Genomic DNA, 20,739 nt, shown 5'->3' on the forward strand with positions numbered 1-20,739 from the left:
GAGGATTACAATAAGTTAACAGAACTACATTGAAGCACTCTTTGGCTCCAAGGTCAGACCCAAAACTTGAGTATATGCCCCCCTTGCCTGAGTCACCCCAATTGTGCGTTCTGACGATTCGATCATCGGACGCCGCAAACTCACCACAATAAATTGAGCCTGCTGGGCCTGATGTTTGATCATTCTAGCTAATCGCTCTACGTTTGCTCCGTCCAGGAACATATCGACCTCATCAAAGGCGTAGAACGGTGAAGGGCGATAGCGCTGTAGGGCAAAAATGAAGCTGAGGGCCGTTAAGGATTTTTCGCCTCCCGACATCGAAGCTAGGCGTCGTACGGGTTTCCCTTTGGGATGGGCCACCAGGTTTAAGCCGCCGTTGAACGGATCTTGCGGGTCGTCAAGCTGCAGGTGACCGTCGCCATCCGATAGCTCAGCAAAAATGGCCTGAAAGTTGGTGTTGACGGCGGTAAAAGCTTCCTTGAAGGCTTTGCAGCGCAGGGTCGTGAAGTTTTCAATCCGCAGCAGCAGTTCGGTGCGCTCTTCTTCTAGGGTTGTCAGCTTGTCGGTGAGTTCGTTCAGCCGCTCTTCGGTGCGACCGTATTCTTCTAAGGCCAGCATGTTGACTGGCTCCATCGCTTCTAGGCGCTTTTGCAGCGATCGCACCTGCTGTCTCAGCTTCTCTAGATCAGTATCTGGCGGAATTTCCGGCAGGGGATTAGGCAGTTCCTGGGCCTGCTCCGCTAGCGCCTGCTGCTGCGCCTGTCGTCGCTGCTGGCGTTCTTGCTGCACTTCTTCCAGCTTTTGCCGCTGCCAGTCAAGCTGCTGCAGATTGACCTGCTGCTGTTTGAGCTGTCGCTCAGCGCGATCGCGCTTCTCCCGCTCCTCGGCTAAGACTTTATCCAACTCAGCCAGGGCGGCACGGGTGTGAATAATCTCAGCCTCTAGCTTGGCCTGCTGCTCCGCCAGGGCCGTTTGCTGATTGACTTGGGATTGCTGCTGCTGGCGGTAGTCGCGGATTTGAGCCTGGGTCTGCTGCAGCTTTTCCTGTAGGCGCTGCTGCTCAGCCTGCAACGATTGCTGCTGCTGCTCGGTAGCTCTGAGGGCTTGCTGACACTCAGCTACCTGGGTTTCTAGCTGCCGTACCTGCGCCTGCACCGCTTGCCACTCGCTGTGGGTTTGAGACTGCTCTAGCTCGGCTAAAGCCCCTCGCTCTGCTTCAATTTGGCGCTCTAGGGCGGGCATCTCATGGCAGAGAAGCTGGAGCTGATTTTGAGCAGCCACAAGTTCTTGATGGCCCTTCTCCTGCTGCTGCTGGGCGGCGGCCTGCTGCTGCTGGAGCTGCCGGAGCTGGCTGTTGGCCTGCTCAATTTGGAGCTGTAGTTCCCGGTAGTGCTGTTTGGCTTCGATCAGCTCCTGAGACTGCTGCTGGTATTGCTGTTGGGTTTGGGTAAGGGACTGTTCGCAGCGCTGCAAGATCCGATCGATCTCCTGCAGGCGATCGCGCAGGGCCACCGCTTCAGCCGACTCGGCTGCTTCTACGGTGCCAAAATGCAGCCGCCCCTGGCGGTTGAGTAGGCTGCCGCCGGTCATGGCGCCGCTGGTTTCTAGCAGTTCGCCCTCTAAGGTAACAATGCGGAACTGGCCCAAATGCCGCCGCGCCTCAGCTAGCTGCTCAAACACCACCGTATTGCCAAACACATAGGCAAACACATCCTGGTAGGCAGGCTCACAGTCAATCAGGTTCACCGCATAGTCCACCATGCCCTCTGGCCGCTTCCAGGCTGGCACTGGCGTAAAGCGGGGAACGCGAATGGCGTTGAGGGGTAAGAAAGTAGCCCGTCCGGCCCGCCGCCGCTTCAGCAGATCGATCCCGGCAGCGGCCACCCGATCGTCTTCCACGACCAGATAGCCCAGCCTGCCCCCGGCGGCAATCTCCAGGGCTAGCTGATAGCGCGGATCAACCCGGCCGAGCTGGGCGACCAGACCGCAGACTCCGCTCAGCCCTTCATTGAGTAATACCTTAGTCGCCTGGGTGCCCTGGGTTTCCTGCAGAGCCTGGGCTTGGGCTTCCAGCTTATCGAGCTGACGCTGCTTGTCCCGCTGTTCTTGCAGCAGGCGATCGCGGGTTTCCTGCTGTACCTGAAGCGCCTGTTCGCTAGCGGCTACGGCCTGAGCCAAATCTTGTACCCGCTGCTGGGCAGCACTCTGGGCGGTGGCAGCCTGCTGCTGGGGCATGGCCTGAATAGACTCAGCTAGCGATCGCAGGGTTTCGCTTTGTTGCTGCTGCTTCAGGGTAAGCTGCTGAATCCGCTCCTGGAGCCGCACCTGTTCGGCCTGTTTGGGGGCGAGCTGCTGCTGCAGCGCTTCTAGCTGATGACGATGCTCCGTCTGGGCCTGCACCCAGGCTTGAGAAGCATTAGCAATGGCATCGGTGGCGGCGCGGCGCTGGTCTAGCTCGGCCTGCGCTACTTCCAAAGCCCGCTGTTGCTCAGCTAGAGCCTGCTGCAAGGTGTGACCGAGCTGTTGCTCAATCTGTTCTAAAGACTGCAAATAGACTTGAATATTGGCCTGCGCCTGCGCGAGCTGATCGCCTAGGGTTTGGCGAGCCGTCTTCAAATCGGTTTCCTGTCGCTGGAGCTGGCGGCGTTCGGCTTCTTGAGTCGCTAGGGTAGACTGCAGGGCCAAGTGATCTTCTTCCCCCAGAGCCTTAACCCGCTGGTTCAAGTCCGCTAAGACGGCAGTAGCCTGCTCAATGGTTTGCTGCAGGTCTTCAATGCTCTGAGTCAGCTCAACTCGCTGGCGATCGCCCTGCTCGATTTGAACCGCAAGCTGCTGAATTTGTTGCTGCTGCTGCTGCCAGCCTAAGACGGTTTCCCACAGCAGCCGCTCTTGCAGCTTGGCCTTAAGCTGCTGATATTTTTCCGCTTTCTGCCGATCCTGGGCCAAGCGCTCTAGCTGCACGTTGAGCTCTCGCTCTACGATATGGAAGCGTTCTTCCCGGTCTTTCACCGCGTCTAGCTTTTGCTTAGCCTGGTCAATTTTGCGATCGAAGGCGGCGACACCGGCCAGCTCATCAATAATTTCTCGCCGCTCCCGCGAATTCATTGAGATGATGCTGGTAACGTCCCCCTGCAGCACCACGTTGTAGCCCTCAGGATAGATGCGGAAGCGCTGGAGCTGCTCGTGGAGCTGACCGAGGGTACAGGCTTCGCCGTTGATGTAATAGTTGGAAGTGTAGGTACCCTGTGCTGTCACTCGCAGCCGCCGGGTCACGCTCCACTCCTGCGCTGTAGGCAGCGGCACTACCTTAGCCGAACCAACGACGTGGCCGTTGGGCGGCTCACCCGCGTCGCTCAGCTCCGCTTCCTGCTGTAGCAGCTCCATCACGTCGCTGATGTCAAACGTGGCCGTAACGCTGGCCTCTGAGGTAGAACGCCGACTGCTTTGATTTTGATTCACCAAATCGGGCAGCCGCTCCGCCCGCATCCCCTTAGAGCTAGACAGCCCCAAAGCAAACAGCAGCGCATCCAAAATATTGGATTTGCCAGAACCATTGGGGCCAGAAACCACCGTAAACCCCGGCAACAGCGGAATTTTAGTGGTGCCACCAAAAGATTTGAAATGTGAAAGTTCGACGCTTTTAATATGCACTGGCTAGCTTATTTCCGCAGTGCGTACAAATGTACTATCACTGAATCACTTTAACACGTATTTCTAGCAAAAAATCAGCGCGATCGCACCTAAAATCTCTAAAACTCATGATTTTTAATGTTTCACGGCAAAATTAAACCAAGATGGAATAAGCAGCCTTTCGGCTTTCTGCTCCCAAGAGGCAAGACTCTGTGCTACCCGCTGAGACAAATCTACGGCAGCCCGTTATTTTAGGCTTCGATCCGGGTCGAGATAAATGTGGTATTGCCATTATGGGCATCGATCGCATTTTGCGCCATCGGGAGGTCATTTCTGCAGCAGCGGCGCTCGATCGCATTCGTACCCTACAGCAAACCTTTCCGGTTTCTACCATTGTGCTAGGCGATCAGACGACAGCTAAAACCTGGCGGCAACAGCTCAGTGAGCTGCCCGATTCCCCCCGCGTCATCCTGGTAGATGAGCGCAACAGTAGCCTAGAGGCCCGCGATCGCTATTGGCAAATCTATCCGCCCAAGGGCTTACAGCGCCTTTTACCTCAGGGTTTGCGGACACCCCCCGGCCCTATTGACGATATCGTGGCCGTTTTACTGATTGAGCGTTATTTGAACCGGCTGACGAGCTAAATCTGAGCCCGAATGGTGAACGAATAGTCACCGCCGGGTTCTAGCTGATAGTCACACTGTTCTAAAAACCGATTAAGGGGTTCTCGAATCAAGGCTCTGCCCAAGGACGGTTCAACCGTCAGCGCCCCCTGCCGAAAGCGCCATTTAAACTGCCACTCGTAGTTGTTGGCCCTCACCTCTCCCTCAATCTTGCCGTGCTGCCAAGACTGATGAGTAATACGGACATAGGCGGTGGTCTGAGGAAGACGCTTTTGAGTCACGGCAAAATTAAGATTCCTTACAGCTAAGATAGCGACATGCTGGGCTAGAGATCTAGATCCCCTGGGGCAAAAATAAGCTGCTAGCTCAAAATTCAGCGAGGAGTCATCTCGACCGCAAACTAACCGTTTTCTGCCCATGTCTGCTGAAAGCCTCTATCCAAATAGCCATCAAAAACGGTAGCCTAATGAAGAAGGACGCACTATACATCCGATAAAGCTGGCTGCAGTTGATCAGGCTAGCCCTCTCTGCTGGAGGAATTTGGTTGTAGCCTTGTCCTGAAGGCGTTGAGATTTCTGGTTGGACTTTGCGCGTGCCCAAAGTTGGCATTATTTACAACGATATTAAGCCTGCCGCTTGTCAAGTTGCTGAAGAACTTAAAGACAAGCTCATGGTTCACGGCTATGACGTCTTCTCAGCGACAGGCGTGGGTGGGCTATTGGGCTATTCTGATCCGCATCATCCCATTTGCCACACCTCCATTGATAGCCTAGTCCCGCCCCAGTTTGATACCGACATGGCCTTTGCCATTGTCCTGGGCGGCGATGGCACCGTTTTATCAGCTTGTCGGCAGACCGCGCCAGCAGGCATTCCGCTGCTGGCCATCAACACGGGGCATATGGGCTTTCTCACCGAAGCCTATCTCAATCAGCTACCGTTTGCCCTCGAAGCCGTCTTTGCCAATAATTACGAAATTGAGCAGCGGGCCATGCTAACGGTCCAGCTATTTCAGGACTCAGTGCTGATCTGGGAGGCGCTGTGTCTCAACGAAATGGTGCTGCACCGGGAGCCGCTGACCAGCATGTGCCATTTTGAGGTGGCGGTAGGTCGTCACGCCCCGGTAGATATCGCTGCCGACGGCATCATCATCTCAACCCCCACTGGCTCAACGGCTTACTCTCTTTCCGCTGGTGGGCCGGTGATCACGCCCAATGTACCCGTGATGCAGCTCATCCCCATTTGCCCCCACTCTCTGGCTTCGCGGGGGCTGGTCTTTCCCGACAGCGAACCTGTGGTCATTACCTCCGCTAACCCCGACCAGCTCGTCATGGTCGTGGACGGCAACGGCGGCTGCTATGTCTCGCCCACCGATCAGGTGCGGGTGCAGCGATCGCCCCATTCTGCCAAGTTCATTCGGCTACAGACGCCTGAGTTCTTCCGGGTGCTGCGGGAAAAGCTGGGGTGGGGGCTGCCTCACATCGCCAAGCCGACTTCGGTGGAACTGCCCTAGCCACTAAGTATTAATTCTTATTGACAAACTGTCATAGGCGTCTATTCATGAGCGGCAACCTAAGCTAGATTGAGAACGTCCCTGTAGTGAAATGGTGTTTTGGGCTAGGGCTGTGGCTTCCGGGCGCAGTATCTTGACCCTGAACTTGATGGGTCATCCATGATAAACACGGCTTCAACAGATTCGGTTCCCCGCGTGCTGCTGATAGAAACCAATCCAGAGCTAGCAGCTCATTTATCTAGCGATCTGAAAGAGTTCGGCTACGAAACGATCGTTAGCTACGATGCCGCTTCAGGGCTAGAGCGAGCGCAAACGTCTCAGCCTGCTCTGATTATCATCGATCGCCTGCTGGCGGGTGAATCTGGTATCGATTTGTGCAAGCATCTGCGATCGCAGGGACTGCGGGTACCGATGTTGCTGATGATGGCGCGAGATTCCCTTGCCGATCGCATTGCCTGCCTAGAATCTGGCGCTGATGACTACTTTTTAAAGCCCTACCGCACAGAAGACTTTCTGCAACTGGTGCAGCTCTACCTGCAGCCGGAGCAAGTCAGCAATGAGCGACTGCGCTTTGCTGAGCTAACGCTGGACTTGGCCACCCGCAGCGCTACCCGCAACGAACGGGCGATCGATTTGACCATGAAAGAATTTGAGCTACTTAAATACCTGATGGAGCATCCCCGGGAGGTGCTGACCCGCGAACAGATTTTAGAAAATGTCTGGGGCTATGACTTCTTGGGCGAATCCAACGTGATTGAGGTCTATATTCGCTATCTGCGGCTTAAAATTGATGGCGAGAACGAAAAACGCCTGATTCAGACGGTGCGAGGCGTTGGCTATGTCCTGCGAGAGGCTTAAAAACCGAGTATGACGCTGAACATTATCCCAGCAATCTTTTGGCGACAGTTTTCAGTAGCTCAAGTACGCTGGTTACTGTGTGGACTGTGCTTTTTGCTGATGAGCTGCTCTTCTTCGGATTCTCTGACTTCGACTGACCCCTCTGTGACTGACAGGCCCATCGCATCAGAAGAACCCGCGATCGCAGTACCTACCCCCTCCCCTCAAAGCGATTTGGCTCAAACATTGCCGGTTACGGCTGAGGCTGAGATCAAAGGCGAAGTGATTCAGCTAGAAGTGGCGACGACTTCTCAGCAGCAGGCGCTGGGCCTCATGTACCGCCCGGAATTGCCCGCCGATCGCGGTATGCTGTTTCAGTTCAGTTCGCCTCGCCCCGCCAACTTTTGGATGAAGAACGTGCCTGTGCCACTAGACATGGTGTTTCTCCGGCAGGGCGAAGTGCAGGCGATCGCGGCAGAAGTTCCCCCCTGTATCAGCGAGCCTTGTCCCACTTACGGCCCCGGTCGGGTTCTAATCGATCAGGTGATTGAGCTACGCAGTGGCCGAGCGGCTGAGCTGGGCTTGGAAGTGGGTGATCGGGTAACGGTGACGCCTTTGGCTAGCGAGTAACTGAGTCAGCCAACTCACAGCCTCACTTTTCCGCCTAAATAGAAAAGCTTGATTCTGTCGTAGGTCTGATTAAATTTACTTTAAAGTGTAGGATTCTGAGACTATCCAATTGACAGTTATTCTGATACCTTAGCTGCATCACTTGGAAACGTTTGTCTGAGGGAGGTTTGCCAGAAATTTGCAAAGACGATCTAGGTCGTTGCGGCAGATTCTACGCAATTTCTCAGATTTTTCTCAGCTAGCTGAATTACCTATGGTCTGAGAAGGGCTGTATTTTTTGGGTGCCGCTATTTTGGACTCCACTGAGGTATTTTTAGCTGAAACCCAGTTCTATTGATCCAAAATGGCTGATCTACTGAAGGAGGTGAAGCTGCCATGACCCCTAAAAGCTATTCAAAGTTAATTAGATTTTTGCAGGAAGAACTGGCGATTTCGCCTTCTTCGATTCAGGTAGCGCTGAAGCGCAGCGAGCAAGATCCAGGGCCACTGCCGATGATTTTATGGCAGTACGGCCTGGTGACGCTGGAGCAGTTAGAACAAATTTACGACTGGTTGGAAGCCGCTTAAGTTTTTGCGCAGGTCGTCATGAACAGCTCAAATCAGAGGCGTCGCCGATCGACGCCTCTTTTAGTTTTGCTAAAGTCAATCTGCCTTAACCTGAGCGATCTTGGCGATAGAAACGGCTAGTCAGCCGTCAACACCTGACTGGCAGCGGCAATGCCAGCTCCCGCGGTGAAGCCATCGCAGCCCAGATCGAGCAGCGTTGCTTCTAGGGCACCTACGGCGGTAAGAATGTCGCGATCGCTGACGAAGCCCAAATGACCGATGCGGAAAATCTGACCCTTGAGATGATCTTGGCCCCCGGCGAGGGCAATATCAAACCGCTTCTTCATCACGCTGCGCACCTGCTCCGCCCCAACCTGCTGCGGCATCACGGCAGTCACCGCCGGGCTAGCAACTTCATCGCTGGCAAATAGGGGCTGTCCCATTGCTCTCATCGCGGCGCGGGCAGCTCGTTTCTGGCGATCGTGGCGGGCAAAGATATTCTCCAATCCCTCGGCCTGCATCATTTGCAGGGCGGTTTGCAGGGCAAAGACAAGGCTAATCGGCGGCGTAAACGGATTGCTGTTTTTAGCGGCTGATTTGCGATACTTACCCAGATCCAAATAGAACTTAGGCAGCGTCGCTTTCTCATAGGCTTGCCAAGCTTTCTCGCCAACGCAGACAAAGCCCAGACCGGGGGGAATCATATAGCCCTTTTGCGAACCGGAGCCGACGACATCGAGGCCCAATTCGTCAATCGGTAAGTTGTAGGCTCCCAGGCTAGTCACAGCATCAACGATAATGAGCGCTTCGCCGTGTGCCTTCACATGAGCATTAATAGCTTCCAGCGGATTAAGAACCCCGGTTGAGGTTTCGCTGTGGGTAATAATCACCGCTTTGATTGCTTTTTCGCTGTCAGCTTCTAAAGCCTGCTTGAATGCCTCTGGATCTAAGGGCTTGCCCCATTCTGCCGTAATGATGTGGGTGTCTAGGCCAAAAGCTTGGCAAATCTGAGCCCAGCGATCGCCAAACTTACCGTTAGCGCCCACCAAAACGCGATCGCCCGGACTCAGAAAGTTGATGATGCCCGCTTCCATCGCGCCCGTACCGCTGGCACTCAGCACCAAGACATCGTTTTGGGTCTGATGCAGCCACTTGAGGTTTGCCGTCACCTCGCCCATAATTTCGGAAAATTCACCGCTGCGGTGGCCGATGGGGTGTTTAGCCTGAGCCAGCAGTACCTTTTCGGGAACCGGAGTCGGCCCCGGAATCATGAGCATCAACTTGTTGTCCATGAACTTTGCCTATGCAAAAACGACGCAATCAATCTTGAGAGATCTAAGACTACCCATCATACCTGTCTAAGACAAATTTTCAGAGATCGTCTAGCGCTGTGTCAAAGTTTGCAGATTGAACCGCGTCGTTTGGGGGCTTAGTTGTGGCCGAAGAAATGAATGCGGCCATAGCCGATGAACTGGCCGATACTCTCTTCGCCTTCCGGGTAGGCCGTGACGCCAAACTGATAGACGCCACCTCTAAACGGATTACGCTGAGATTCCAAAACCACGGTGACGGTATTCCCCGGCTGTACTGGCTGGTCAAAGACGACGGTAACTTCGTCTGGATTTTCGGGAGAGCCACCAATACTGGAGAGAGTCAGTTCTGGGCCTCTGGCATAGGCCGATCCCAGAGAGGCAGTACTCTCATCTAAATCAAAGCGGATGTGTTCGGCCTGATCGCGAGGCGTAATGACGAGTGCCTTCAGCGGCTCACCGGCATCACTGGGCACGCTGATGGTGAAGTGATAGCGACCGCCCGTATTGGGAGATAAGTTGCGCGTAGAAGCGCCTATCAAATCAGGCGGGCGGTCAAAGGCGACCCGACCATCGGGGAAGCGTACGGCCTGTGCTGGCAGAGCGGCCAGCAGTCCTAACGTGCCTAAGAATAGAGCTGATACGCCCAAATGTCGTAAGTGAAGGGTAGACATAGTGAATTCTCCTGTGGCGATCGCTGTCTGAAGACAGCTCCTCTTCACTTTGTCAAGACTTCCTGAATAATAGCTGATAAGGGGCTAAGGGTTTCCTGAAAGGCTGACGGGGCCTAGTCTGCGATCGCGGGTAGGCTTTTGGCCTGCTTTTTGCCAGCAGTCGCGACCACGGTAGCTGGCTGGGGCTGAGGTTGTCCGTTGGCCCGACTGGCCGCCACCGGCAGCGTGAAGTGAAACTGACTGCCCCGATCTTTCCCAGCCGAAGTGGCCCAAATCTGCCCCCCCATTCCGGTCACGATTTGGCGGCAGATCGCGAGACCCAGTCCGGTTCCGCCCGTGGTGCGGCGCAGGGCACCTTCTTCCTGATAAAAGCGATCAAAAACGGCCTCTAGCCGATTCGGCTCAATGCCTCTGCCGGTATCGGCCACTGTAATTTGTACCCTATTGGCCTGAGCAGCGGTGGCTTTGAGGGTGATTTTGCCCTCCGGCGGCGTAAACTTACAGGCATTGTCCAAAAGCTTATTGAGCACTTCTACCAGCCATTCACCATCGGCTTTCACCAAAGGCAGCTTCGCCGGTAGCTGCAGCTTCAGTTTGGGGATAGGCGCGTCGCCATATTTAGCCTTGAGACTGCTGAGGGCCAGGTCTACACATTCCTGCAGCGACAGGGACTCCAAATTCCAGACAATCCGGCCACTTTCTAGGCGAGACAGGGTCAAAAAGTCCTGCACCAGCTTGCGCAGCCGTTCCGCATCGTGTAGCGCTGAATCCAGCATTACCTGCTTCAGCTCCATCGGCATATCCGGCTCGGTTGCTAGGCTCTCTAAGCAAACCTGAATGGTTGAGAGCGGTGTGCGCAGTTCGTGCCCCGTGATGGCAATGAGGTTGCTGCGGGTTTGCTCTAGGTCTTCTAGCTGCTGGTTGAGCTGTTCTAGGTGGGCGTAGGCTTCCGCCTGCATAATGGCAATGCTGAGCTGAGCAGCGATCGCCTCCACCAGCGCCACATCATTATCTGACCAGCTATCGAGGTCAGACTGGCAGCAGTGCAGCTCAATCATGCCCACCAGCCGCCCCTGATGTACCAGCGGCACCATCAGCAAAGCCTGTATTTTCCAGCGCTTGAATAGCGGTTTGAGCGTCTCTAGGGCTGAGCGATAGGGTGACGCTTTCTCAGTAATATCTGGAATCAGAATGGTTTCTGGCTGCTGGCGAATCTGGCAAAAGAGGGGGTTTTCCTCTAAGGGCCAGATTTCACCCACTAATGAGGGGATTTTGGCGCTGAGATGTTCATGCTGAATCTCCATTGAGACATCGTCAGCCGTACCCCGATAAATTAGGCAGCGGGAAGGCTCTAGCGCTTGACCCAGCTCATGCACGGCCACCTGGAAAATTTCGGCAGGGTTGAGCGATCGCCGGATAGTGCCCGTGATGGAATTGACTAAACGTTCGCGGCGCTCTTGAGACGAAATGGCTTTGTAAGCTTTCAGCAGTTTGTACTGCCCCGCCTGCAAATAGGTGATGAGCCTTTGGGCAAAGGGATCGGTGCCCAGATTATCGATATCAATCGTCAGATTAGCGGGAATATAGGCTGCTTTGGCCTGCGCTACTTTTTCAGCGAGATCAGGGCGATAGCCGACAATGCGAGTCAGTAAAATATCGGCAGCTTTCTGGCTAATTTGGGCATCTAAGGTCCAAATTCCCTCAAAGCGGCGGGTCTGATCCAGCGCTGGCGGGCCTGCCGATCGCTCCACCGCGTCTACTGACTGGCGCTCCCGGCAAACTAGGCAGGCGCTGTAATGCGCTCCTACTACAATCAGATGCCATTCCTGCGTCAGGGCATCCTCAGCGTCAAACGTAATGGTTTCGTATTGGTTGAAGCGATCGGCAAAGCCGGTGCCCGCAGCAGAAAGCACATAGACATAGGGGGTCATCTCGGCAATGCGCTCGTAGCGGTGAGCTTCTTGGCGATAGAACCGTTCTTGCTGAAAACTAGCAATCACCAGCGATTGCTCAGAACCAGCCAGTACCTGATCCTCCATAGCATGAGACAGTGCCGTCAGAGAGGCTTTGAAATAAAGTTGGGATCTGATCTGGGGAATTTCCTGCAGTAACTCCTCTAGGACAGAATCGGGATTACTCATGGATGATTCGCAACACCATGTCTCTAAAAAACACCTGCTCGGTCAAGAGTGACGCATTAGCTGCTAAAACTGGTTTAGATCAAGCGTTTTAGCCAACCGAATCAAAGCTTAGTTTCTATCTTCTGACAAAACGGGATAATTGTGGGGAGTTGTAAAGGAGATCGTAGTTGTCTTACAAGCTTTTGCAGAAAGTTGACAAAGTACACACTTTCCTAATTTCACTATGCAGGTCGAGCTATCCAAATCCCCAGGCCACCCTTTTCACCCGCTACCGATAGGCGCGATCGCTCAGCCTGCCACCTGGCCGAACTACACGGCTTTAGCCCTGCCGTCTGTAGAGCAGCTGATCTCCTTAGCCTTAAACGTGGGACTGTGCCTGGAGCCTGCCCCTGCTTCCTCCCTGCCGGTTCACGCCTGGCGGGCGCTGGGTCAGTTAGGGGTCACGACAGCGATCGCGCCGCTGGTTTCTCTGCTGAGCTTGCCGGCGATCGCCCTTGTGCATCAGGAACTGCCCTATGTTTTTAGCTATTTTGGCCCCGCTGCCGTTGCAGACTTAGCCGCGGTTTTGATCAACGCCAGACAGCCCCTAGTAGGAAGGCTCACTGCCTGCCACGCCCTATCCTTGATAGGGCAAAATCACTTTGCGGCCACCCATGACTGTGTCACTCATCTCAGCGCTCAGCTGGGTAAAGCCCTAGTCAACCCGACCCAACTCAATGCAGCTCTGGTTGAGGGGTTAATTGAGTTAGCGGCGATCGAGGCTGTCCCAGTCCTAAGGCGAGCTTTCTCTAATCGCCGGGTAAACACCTCAGTCACCGGCAACTGGCTCAGGGTACAGGCGCGGCTGGGGCTGATTTCCTATTCTCAGTGGCAAGAACAGAAAAAAGGAGCAGAATTATCTGCTCCTTTTTGAGAGGTTTTCACACAGCAAGAGCGCTTGTGAACCAAACAATGACACCTCGCTGCTTAGAGAGTGCCCATATCGCTAGTATCTTTCAAGAAACCGCTATAAGCTTCCATACCGTGCTCAGCGATATCAAGACCCTTGAGTTCTTCCTCTGGCGTCACCCGCAGGCCCAAAGTAGCCTTGAGCGCCAACCAAAAGATTGATGCTGCAATAACGGTGAACAAGCCGATTGAAAGAATACCGACGATTTGAATCCCTAGCTGAGCCACGCCGCCGCCGTAGAACAGCCCTAGCTCTAAGTCAAATAGACCCACCGCCAGAGTGCCCCAAATGCCGCAAACCAGGTGCACAGAAATAGCGCCCACCGGATCGTCAATCTTGATGCTGTCAAAGAAAGCAACCGAGAAGACGACAATCACACCGGCAATGAGGCCAATGATAACGGCACCCCAGTAGCCCACACCGGCACAACCGGCGGTAATCCCAACTAGGCCCGCCAGAATGCCGTTAATGATCATCGAAAGATCAGGTTTGCCGTTCAGCGCCCAAGCCGTCACAGTAGCAGCAACTCCGCCTGCTGCCGCTGCCAGGTTGGTGGTTACAGCAATGTAGGGCACCGCTAAACTCGCGGCCAGTTCTGAACCAGGGTTAAACCCAAACCAGCCGATCCACAGAATCAAGCAGCCCAGCATCGCCGCTGTCATGCTGTGACCGGGAATAGCATTGACGTGACCGTCCTGGTATTTACCAATCCGAGGCCCCAGGAAAGCAGCGCCCATCAAAGCCGCCCAGCCACCGACGGAGTGTACTACCGTAGAACCGGCAAAGTCAGAAAAGCCTAGCTCAGAGAGCCAGCCACCAGCCCAGACCCAGTGCCCGGTGATGGGATAGGAAATGCCGGTGAGCAACAGGCTGAAGATAATAAAGTCGATGAACTTGACTCGCTCAGCCACCGCGCCGGAAACGATGGTCGCTGCCGTTGCTGCAAAGGCCACCTGGAATAAGAAAGAAACCGGAATTGTGAGGCCAACTCCTTCTTCCAGGCCATAGACTGTCGGATCGGTACTGGAGAGAAACCAGCCGCCACCGCCAATCCAGCCGTTACCACCGCTGCCATACATCAAAGAGAACCCAATGGCCCAGTAAGCCAGCGTGGCTAGGGCGAAGACAATGAGGTTCTTAGACAGGATGTTGACAGCGTTTTTCTGACGACAGAAGCCCGTTTCCAACATGCCGAAACCGGCATTCATGAAAATTACCAAAACCGCCGCTACCGTAATCCAGATATTGTCCAAAACGGTTTGAACATTATCGGGCGTAATAGCGTCTTCCTGAGCATGAGCCGCGACTCCCCAAATCCCCACAATTAGCAGAGCTAAGGGAACACACGCCAACCAACTCCAGGAATTTTTACCTAGACTTTTTTTCAGCACCTCATCAAAGGGAGGCACACTAGCATCCCAGAAGGCGGATTTTTGCCTTCTGCGCTTAGATTTTTTGCGTAGAACTAAACCAGACATCTCTTAAGACGTTCCTTCAACACAATCAGATAGCAATCACAGCCTTAGTCAGTAAAAAGCAGGCCATCCAGACTAAAAAGAATGGATAATATGCCCCGCTGGTGGTGTGAGGAGTTCGGCCAAGGCTGGAGCAAATAGCCTTGGAAAGCTCATAGATAAAGAAACTTATGACTTTAGAAGATAAGCTTCTTGAACAGAATAAGGGGATCCTGTTGATACAGAATCACAACTATTTTCGTGCTATGGGCAGATGACACTATACGAGGTCAGAACGATTCCATCAATTCTGGCAGAGGCAATCTGTATCAGGGGATACTTTTTGCCCGCCTCCTAGACAGAATGCATGAATTATGGCGGAGATTGGTCAGAAACTTAAGCGATTGACAGAGAAAAACGACATTTCTTAGCAAGTTTGGCGATCGCCATCCGCAAAGATTAAGCTATGTGACAGCGATCGCGCACCTGATTTTCTCTACATCTCCTGCAAATACTGCTGATAGCCCAGGGTGTCTAACCGCCCCTGCTTCTCCATCACGGTGCTCTGTAGAGATTGTCGATAAGCCTGCACTTGCGCTAGCAGATCCGGCTGATGGCTCGCTAAAATCTGCACCGCCAGCAGCCCCGCATTTTGACCATTGCCGATCGCCACCGTCGCTACCGGAATTCCCCTCGGCATCTGCACGATTGAGTAGAGCGAATCTATCCCCTGCAGCGTACTGGTCTTAATCGGCACCCCAATCACCGGCAACGGCGTCAGAGCAGCCACCATCCCCGGTAGATGAGCGGCCCCGCCTGCCCCGGCAATAATCACCTTCAGGCCCCGCTGATGGGCCTGCTGAGCGTAGTTCACCATCCGCTCCGGCGTACGATGGGCTGAAACAATCGCCACCTCATGCGCCACCTGAAAATCTTCGCAAACCGCGATCGCTGCCTGCATGGTAGGCAAGTCTGAGTCGCTGCCCATAATGATGCCGATTTGAGGGGAGGTCATAGGGTAAGGGGGTGAGTAGGACAGGAAATAGGGTAGTGGGTGATGGGTGAGGGAGCAAGGGGAGATGGGGAAGCCGGAGACGCGGAGACGGAAAAGGGTAAGACGAGTAAAGCGAGTCCGTTGGCTATGGAATGGTCGAAGGTTAGGAACAACCCTGATAATGGGGAGGTCTTGAGGCGAAATTAGGGTAATGGCGAAGTCGGTTGAGTTTCTGAATGCGCGGGTCGTGGGGCGGGCAGGACTGCAGCGCGTGCGGGTGGAGCAGGGCAAAATTGCGGCGATCGCGCCCATGTCGTCTACAGCAGACGAAGCTGAGCCGATAGATCTAGCCGGAGACTGGTTATCTCTGGGGGGCGTAGATTTACAAATTAACGGGGCGCTGGGGCTGGCATTTCCCGATTTGCAGCCAGGAGATGAGGCAAAGCTGCAAAAAATCTGTGACTTCCTTTGGCAGCAGGGCATAGATAGCTTTTTGCCCACGCTAGTGACCACTTCTATAGAAAAATTTCAGCAGGCTTTGGCGGTGCTGCACTCGTTTCAGCCAGCGGGCGAGCAGACAGCTCAGATTATTGGCGCACATTTAGAAGGGCCTTGCCTCAATCCGGCGAAGCGGGGAGCCCATCCTGAAGCGTTTCTGCTGCCGTTGACGCTAGAGCACGTCAAGCAGGTGCTGGGGGATTATGGCGACTGTGTACGGGTGATGACGCTGGCCCCAGAATTAGACGATTTGGGGGAGGTGATTGCTTATCTGCGATCGCGGGGAATCACCGTCAGCCTGGGCCATTCTCTAGCCACAGCGGCACAGGCGCAGCAGGCATTCCAGCAGGGGGCGACAATGGTCACGCACGCCTTTAACGCCATGCCGGGGCTACACCACCGAGAGCCAGGTTTACTGGGAGCCGCGATTGCGCATCCTCAAGTGTCCTGTGGCCTGATTGCCGACGGACAGCACATCTGTCCGACCATGCTAAATTTACTGCTCCGAGCCGAACGGGGTTCTCAGCGCGGCCAAAAGGCAGGACTGTTTTTAGTCAGCGATGCCCTGTCGCCTTTGGGCTTACCAGACGGCATTTACCCCTGGGACAGCCGCCAGATTGAGGTGAAGCAGGGAACGGCTCGCCTGCCGAATGGCACGCTTTCGGGGACGACGCTGCCGCTGCTGGCAGGGGCGCAAAATCTAGTGCAGTGGGGTTTGTGCAGCGTGGAGGAAGCGATCGCCCTAGCGACAGAAGCACCCCGTCAGGCGATTGGCCTGCCTGGGTTTGAAGTGGGGCAGCCCGCTCACCTATTGCGCTGGCACTGGAATGAAAGCACGAATTTACTAGAATGGCAGCGTTATTTGTAAAAATACTACTTTGAATAAGACCTAAACTTTGTCTTTCATAGTAAAGATTTAGAGCAGAGATTCTGTGTTTCAAAAATGGCTTTCAGCGTCATAGAAAAGAGCAGAAATCTCACTCTATCTTTGTGTAATAAAGATACTTCTTGAACAAGCCTATTATCTTTGAGCGTTCCCATCCGGTCTGTTGACCAAATAGCGCTATGCGTTTGTCAATGCTTCGCGATCGCCGATCATTTAGCCCTTCTACTTCTGCAATAACTTTGGGATCTATGCCCCGTTCTTTGAGCAGTTGGAGGGTTAGTTCTCGCTGGACTCGGTAGCTATCATTGAGCTGCTGCAAGCCTTGCTGACTTTTCTTAAGTGCATCGATTTCCTGTAGGCGATCGCTCAAAACATTATCTGGCAGGGCTACCTGCGCTTCTGGCTTGAATTCTTCAATCAGATCGGTTGATGTTTCAAGCGCATGTTCTGCGATATTGGCTAAGTCGGCGGCGGCGGCATAGGCTTCTGCCGCATTGCGCCGATCCTGTTGGCGCAAGTGCTTTAAGCGGTTAATAACGCCAGAGAGTGGAGTATCTTCTTGCATTAGGAATTTTCGTAGAGATCTCTCTGAATATTCTGAACCGAGTCCACTGTCCAGTCATCAGGCTCGTCTGGAGGATCAGGTTTAATGTCAATCGGATCTTCAGGGGGCGGAAACAGCAGGTCTTTAACGGCTTGAATTACAAGTGCCCACCGCTCTCTAATGCTAGCCGTTCCTGGCCCAGACGTTGCTATTTGATAAGAGCGCTTCAGATTTCCCAGCCGCTGATCAACTTTTTCTAGGGCTAATAGCGCCTCATCATAGCCCGACTCGATTTCTGATTTTCTCTGTATCGTGGTGACGAGAGTTTGGCGGGTGACTTGAAGCTGCTCCCTAAGCTGCTGAGTTTCTAGCTCGGCCTGCTTGAGCAGTTCAATCCGCTGACGATAGCGATTGTTCCATCCCTGCAAAGAACCAATACGGCGGCTTTGATACTTGATTAAGCTTTTAGCGTCCTGAAAGACGGGATCTTCAAGCTTGTACTTATAAATGCGCTTTTTAACTTCAACATAAGCATCATCATTGATTTCAGTCATGGATAGAATGCTGGCTCCAAATAATGCAAAACTGAGAAAACTCTACTCAACTTTTCAACAGGGCATTATTACCTTTATAAAGGCGATCGCTCTAGAGTGCATTCATCTTTTCTAAAGTTTGTGTGTAGAGTTAGCTACCGAATTCTTGGGAAGATGGCTTCTGTATCCTCTATGTATTCATATTCTGAGGAGTACCTATTTTCAGTTAATAGGCGTTGCTTCAATAAGGCGTTTTCAGCGCTTTCGATGAAGTTCTAACACTTTGCCGCTAAATTTTGTAACTTCTCAAGCTGGCTGTCTAAAAGGTTAATAGTGCGATCGCACTAACGCTCCGCTTCACCCGCCGCGATCGCAACAACTTCTAACAGGCAACTTTGATACGGTCGGGTGTAAGCGGTTTGTTCGACCGCGATCGCAACAACTGCACAAACGTATCGCTGACCGTATGATCTTTGGTATCAGCCGCATATTGAATCAACATTTCGCGCAGAGCGATCGCATCCTCCAGTTTGAGAAAGTTCGCCAGCATGAAATAGACGCCTCGAAAGCGGGGATCGCCTAGGTGTTGTTCCTGTCGTTCTGGATGTTCCAGAACGGTTTGCAGGATGAAAAACTCCGCGATTTTGTCATGGCGAAAGTACCATTCTTTCGCGGGCTTCCCTTCGCTATCAACAGATTGGCGAGTAATCACCATTTTGTGTCGTTCCATGCCCAACAGTTCTTCTAAAAACTGTGCTTCTGGCAGAGCAGTCTGGTCATTGAGTCGCATCTGGTAGACCGCTTCCGAAAAACTATCCAGGGGAAATTCTTGCCCCAGATGCTTCTCTCGATATTCTTCGGTCATGATCGTATACTGCTGTTCCTGCAAGCGAAACAAATCAGGCTGTTTACCTGCAGCGATCATCGAAGCAATCACAGTTAAATCCATTGGATTTGAGAGAATCTGGTGAATTACTTCCAGTTCTTCAGCATCTTGCTGATCGTCCAGGACTTTCACCAGGTAACGAGAGCAAGCCTGTTCATAGGCTTCACCTTGTACGATCGCATAGTCAGGAATCAGCGTTTTGCGGGAGAGCAGGAATGCTTGAATGTGCGATCGCTTTAACGGTTGCATTACATATTGTTTTGCAGTCGCCGGGGGTATCCACTCCATTGGCTGCGTTGCCAAAATAATGTCGCCCTTAAAGTAGTTTTCGGTAAATTCGACGATCTTTGCCCGTGTGTCGGCACTGACTTCATTCAAACCATCAATGCAGATGGCGATCGCGCCACTGTAAATCAAATTCTGCAAAAATTTCGGGTCTCTAATCTCCTCGCCATGCAGTTTCTTTTGAATGGCTTCAATTACGCCATCCACACACTTGGTTGCCGGAAGATAGACAACCACTCGCTTTGACTGCTGGCAAAGATGCCGTAAGAACATCGTCTTCCCCAGTCCCGAAGCGCCTTCTAGTACGATTTGTCCCTTAAATCCTGGAATTGCCGATCGAGTCGGTTTAATTTCTCCTGAATTTGGATTTTTGACATCAGAGTTCTCAAAGTAAGCCTCTGGCTTAAAATTCTCCAACCCCGCATCGGCAAGCAGCGATTCCCGAAAAGGCTCAAATAGCTTGCGTCGCAAAAAGGGCATCCAGGTTAACGCAAAACCCACATAGCCCAATCCCATAATCTTTCGCATCCAGGGATTCCAGAAGAAGATGGCTTGAATTTGAGGCGATTTGGGGTAGGCAAAGACAAGAGCCAGCCAGAAGGCAGCGTGAGCCAGCCAAACATTCTTTCCGGCTGATAGCCATTCAGCAGAAGACTGGAGTAGGAAGGATTGTCGCTTGTTCTGAAGTGATTCCAGCGATCGCTCAACCTCTAGACTGTATTCCTCAACGTACACATCAGTCTTTAATACAGGATTTGCTAAAGCTGTTCTGATGACGTCAATGATATCCAGGGCTTGTTCAGCCTGCCGCATGGTTGTCGCATGGAGATCCTGATCGGCAGCAATTTTTTTCAGCGATCGCGCTGCCTCTTTGCGAACCTCAAACTCGTTATCTTTCAATGCCTCAATTAAGGCAGGTAAGACGGTATCAGGTTCTGTACTAAAAAGCCCTAATGCATAGGCAGCACTGCTCCGACCTGACGGGTTTTCATCTTTAAGTAGATCAATCAACGGGGAAATAGCAGTTTCATCTTCTACACCAATCGCCCGTATGGCAAAAGCAGCATTGCTCCGTACATGAGCATATTCATCTTTAAGCGCCTCTACCAGAGCAGGAAGAGCCACTTTATAGTCTGTGTCATTCCTGCTTAAAGCAAAAGCAGCATAACTGCGGACGGCAGCATTATTATCTTTTAAAGTTTCGATCAGTGCTGGAATGGCGATCTTAGTATCTGCACTAATCTGTGCGATGGCTGCGGCCGCATTACTTCGGACATCTACGTTAGTATCTTTCAATACTTCGATTAAAGCAGGAAGTACAATATCAGCTTGAGCGCCAGAATTCCTAAGTGCATAGGCAGCGGTAGAACGCACCTTTGAGTTTTCGTCTTTAAGCGCCTCTATGAGGGAAGGGATTGCAATATCGGCTTTAATTGCAGCGATGGATAAGCTATATGCGGCAGTCTGGCGAACCTCGGCATTTTCATCTTTTAAGGCTTTAACTAAAGCAGGGACAACGATTTCGTCTTGTATCCCAACATGGAAAAATAAACCATAAACTGCATGAATCCGAATTTCTTCATCGGTGCTTTCGAGTGCCTTAATGAGTGTCGGGATCGCATTGGCATCACAGTCAAATAGTGCGTCATTAGTATTTTTGAGATAAGCCTCAACTTCTGCTTCAGTACAGGTTTTTGCCCAGGCATTGCCAGTGAATATCAATGGCAGTGAGAAACTGAGGAGAGTAGTTTTAAGGGCAGTGGAGAGGGGCTTTCGCATGGGTTTCTCCGTGGGGGCAGCACGAGAAGA

At 52.9% G+C, this 20,739-nt stretch carries 17 protein-coding genes; 7 read left to right on the plus strand and 10 right to left on the minus strand.

From position 1 onward, the window contains the following. Nucleotides 1-24 precede the first annotated feature (24 nt). Nucleotides 25-3,651 carry a chromosome segregation protein SMC gene (smc, locus tag QJQ48_RS01625; RefSeq protein WP_346289426.1) on the minus strand — a complete coding sequence of 1,209 codons (3,627 nt, stop codon included), beginning with the start codon at nt 3,649-3,651 and terminating at the stop codon, nt 25-27. Between the two features lie 272 nt (nt 3,652-3,923). Between smc and QJQ48_RS01630 the strand changes: the two genes are divergently transcribed. Continuing rightward, the gene (locus tag QJQ48_RS01630; RefSeq protein ID WP_428843012.1) at nt 3,924-4,274 is read left to right on the plus strand and encodes a RuvC family protein; all 351 of its coding nucleotides are present in this window, start codon (nt 3,924-3,926) and stop codon (nt 4,272-4,274) included. Here the strand turns inward: QJQ48_RS01630 and QJQ48_RS01635 are convergent. Further along, nucleotides 4,271-4,534, minus strand: coding sequence for a DUF3146 family protein (locus QJQ48_RS01635; RefSeq protein ID WP_346289428.1), 264 nt, complete (start codon nt 4,532-4,534; stop codon nt 4,271-4,273). The two genes, QJQ48_RS01630 and QJQ48_RS01635, sit on opposite strands and share 4 nt — an antisense overlap. A 311-nt stretch (nt 4,535-4,845) precedes the next feature. Between QJQ48_RS01635 and QJQ48_RS01640 the strand changes: the two genes are divergently transcribed. From QJQ48_RS01640 to QJQ48_RS01655, 4 genes are all read left to right on the plus strand, one after another. Next, a complete protein-coding gene (locus QJQ48_RS01640) occupies nt 4,846-5,763 on the plus strand; it encodes an NAD(+) kinase (protein ID WP_346289429.1) in 918 nt (305 codons plus the stop codon). Between the two features lie 159 nt (nt 5,764-5,922). After that, nucleotides 5,923-6,621: a response regulator transcription factor NblR gene (gene nblR, locus QJQ48_RS01645; protein WP_346289430.1), complete on the plus strand. Its 699-nt coding sequence runs from the start codon at nt 5,923-5,925 to the stop codon at nt 6,619-6,621. Between the two features lie 144 nt (nt 6,622-6,765). Further along, nucleotides 6,766-7,230 carry a DUF192 domain-containing protein gene (locus QJQ48_RS01650; RefSeq protein WP_346289431.1) on the plus strand — a complete coding sequence of 155 codons (465 nt, stop codon included), beginning with the start codon at nt 6,766-6,768 and terminating at the stop codon, nt 7,228-7,230. Between the two features lie 375 nt (nt 7,231-7,605). Beyond that, the gene (locus QJQ48_RS01655) at nt 7,606-7,797 is read left to right on the plus strand and encodes a DUF2949 domain-containing protein (protein WP_346289432.1); all 192 of its coding nucleotides are present in this window, start codon (nt 7,606-7,608) and stop codon (nt 7,795-7,797) included. A gap of 116 nt (nt 7,798-7,913) precedes the next feature. Here QJQ48_RS01655 and QJQ48_RS01660 read toward each other — a convergent pair whose 3' ends face one another. The 3 genes from QJQ48_RS01660 to QJQ48_RS01670 form a co-directional block, all read right to left on the minus strand. Continuing rightward, nucleotides 7,914-9,068, minus strand: a complete 1,155-nt coding sequence (locus QJQ48_RS01660) for a pyridoxal-phosphate-dependent aminotransferase family protein (protein WP_346289433.1) — start codon at nt 9,066-9,068, stop codon at nt 7,914-7,916. Nucleotides 9,069-9,205: 137 nt separating this feature from the next. After that, complete coding sequence (locus QJQ48_RS01665; protein ID WP_346289434.1) at nt 9,206-9,760, minus strand: DUF2808 domain-containing protein; 555 nt, start codon at nt 9,758-9,760, stop codon at nt 9,206-9,208. Nucleotides 9,761-9,873: 113 nt separating this feature from the next. Further along, nucleotides 9,874-11,901: a DICT sensory domain-containing protein gene (locus tag QJQ48_RS01670; RefSeq protein WP_346289435.1), complete on the minus strand. Its 2,028-nt coding sequence runs from the start codon at nt 11,899-11,901 to the stop codon at nt 9,874-9,876. Between the two features lie 223 nt (nt 11,902-12,124). On the opposite strand from QJQ48_RS01670, the gene QJQ48_RS01675 reads away from it, so the two are divergent. Continuing rightward, nucleotides 12,125-12,814, plus strand: coding sequence for a hypothetical protein (locus QJQ48_RS01675; protein WP_346289436.1), 690 nt, complete (start codon nt 12,125-12,127; stop codon nt 12,812-12,814). A 53-nt stretch (nt 12,815-12,867) separates the two neighbouring features. Here QJQ48_RS01675 and QJQ48_RS01680 read toward each other — a convergent pair whose 3' ends face one another. After that, entirely contained in the window at nt 12,868-14,328 is a 1,461-nt protein-coding gene (locus tag QJQ48_RS01680; protein ID WP_346289437.1) for an ammonium transporter, read from the minus strand. Nucleotides 14,329-14,800: 472 nt separating this feature from the next. Beyond that, a complete protein-coding gene (gene purE, locus QJQ48_RS01685; RefSeq protein ID WP_346289438.1) occupies nt 14,801-15,319 on the minus strand; it encodes a 5-(carboxyamino)imidazole ribonucleotide mutase in 519 nt (172 codons plus the stop codon). Between the two features lie 190 nt (nt 15,320-15,509). Here purE and nagA point away from each other — a divergent pair, with 190 nt between their 5' ends. Then, nucleotides 15,510-16,664: an N-acetylglucosamine-6-phosphate deacetylase gene (gene nagA, locus QJQ48_RS01690; RefSeq protein ID WP_346289439.1), complete on the plus strand. Its 1,155-nt coding sequence runs from the start codon at nt 15,510-15,512 to the stop codon at nt 16,662-16,664. Between the two features lie 109 nt (nt 16,665-16,773). On the opposite strand, the gene QJQ48_RS01695 is transcribed toward nagA, so the two are convergent. The 3 genes from QJQ48_RS01695 to QJQ48_RS01705 form a co-directional block, all read right to left on the minus strand. Then, complete coding sequence (locus QJQ48_RS01695; protein ID WP_346289440.1) at nt 16,774-17,247, minus strand: hypothetical protein; 474 nt, start codon at nt 17,245-17,247, stop codon at nt 16,774-16,776. Further along, the gene (locus QJQ48_RS01700; protein WP_346289441.1) at nt 17,247-17,780 is read right to left on the minus strand and encodes a hypothetical protein; all 534 of its coding nucleotides are present in this window, start codon (nt 17,778-17,780) and stop codon (nt 17,247-17,249) included. The genes QJQ48_RS01695 and QJQ48_RS01700 overlap by 1 nt, the downstream gene beginning before the upstream one ends. Nucleotides 17,781-18,141: 361 nt before the next feature. Beyond that, on the minus strand, nt 18,142-20,709 hold the full coding sequence (locus QJQ48_RS01705) for a HEAT repeat domain-containing protein (RefSeq protein WP_346289442.1): 2,568 nt from the start codon (nt 20,707-20,709) through the stop codon (nt 18,142-18,144). Nucleotides 20,710-20,739: the final 30 nt, after the last annotated feature.

Origin of the sequence: Sphaerothrix gracilis Ecp01 (assembly GCF_030405905.1) — a bacterium.
Taxonomy (GTDB): Bacteria; Cyanobacteriota; Cyanobacteriia; order Phormidesmidales; family Phormidesmidaceae; genus Sphaerothrix; species Sphaerothrix gracilis.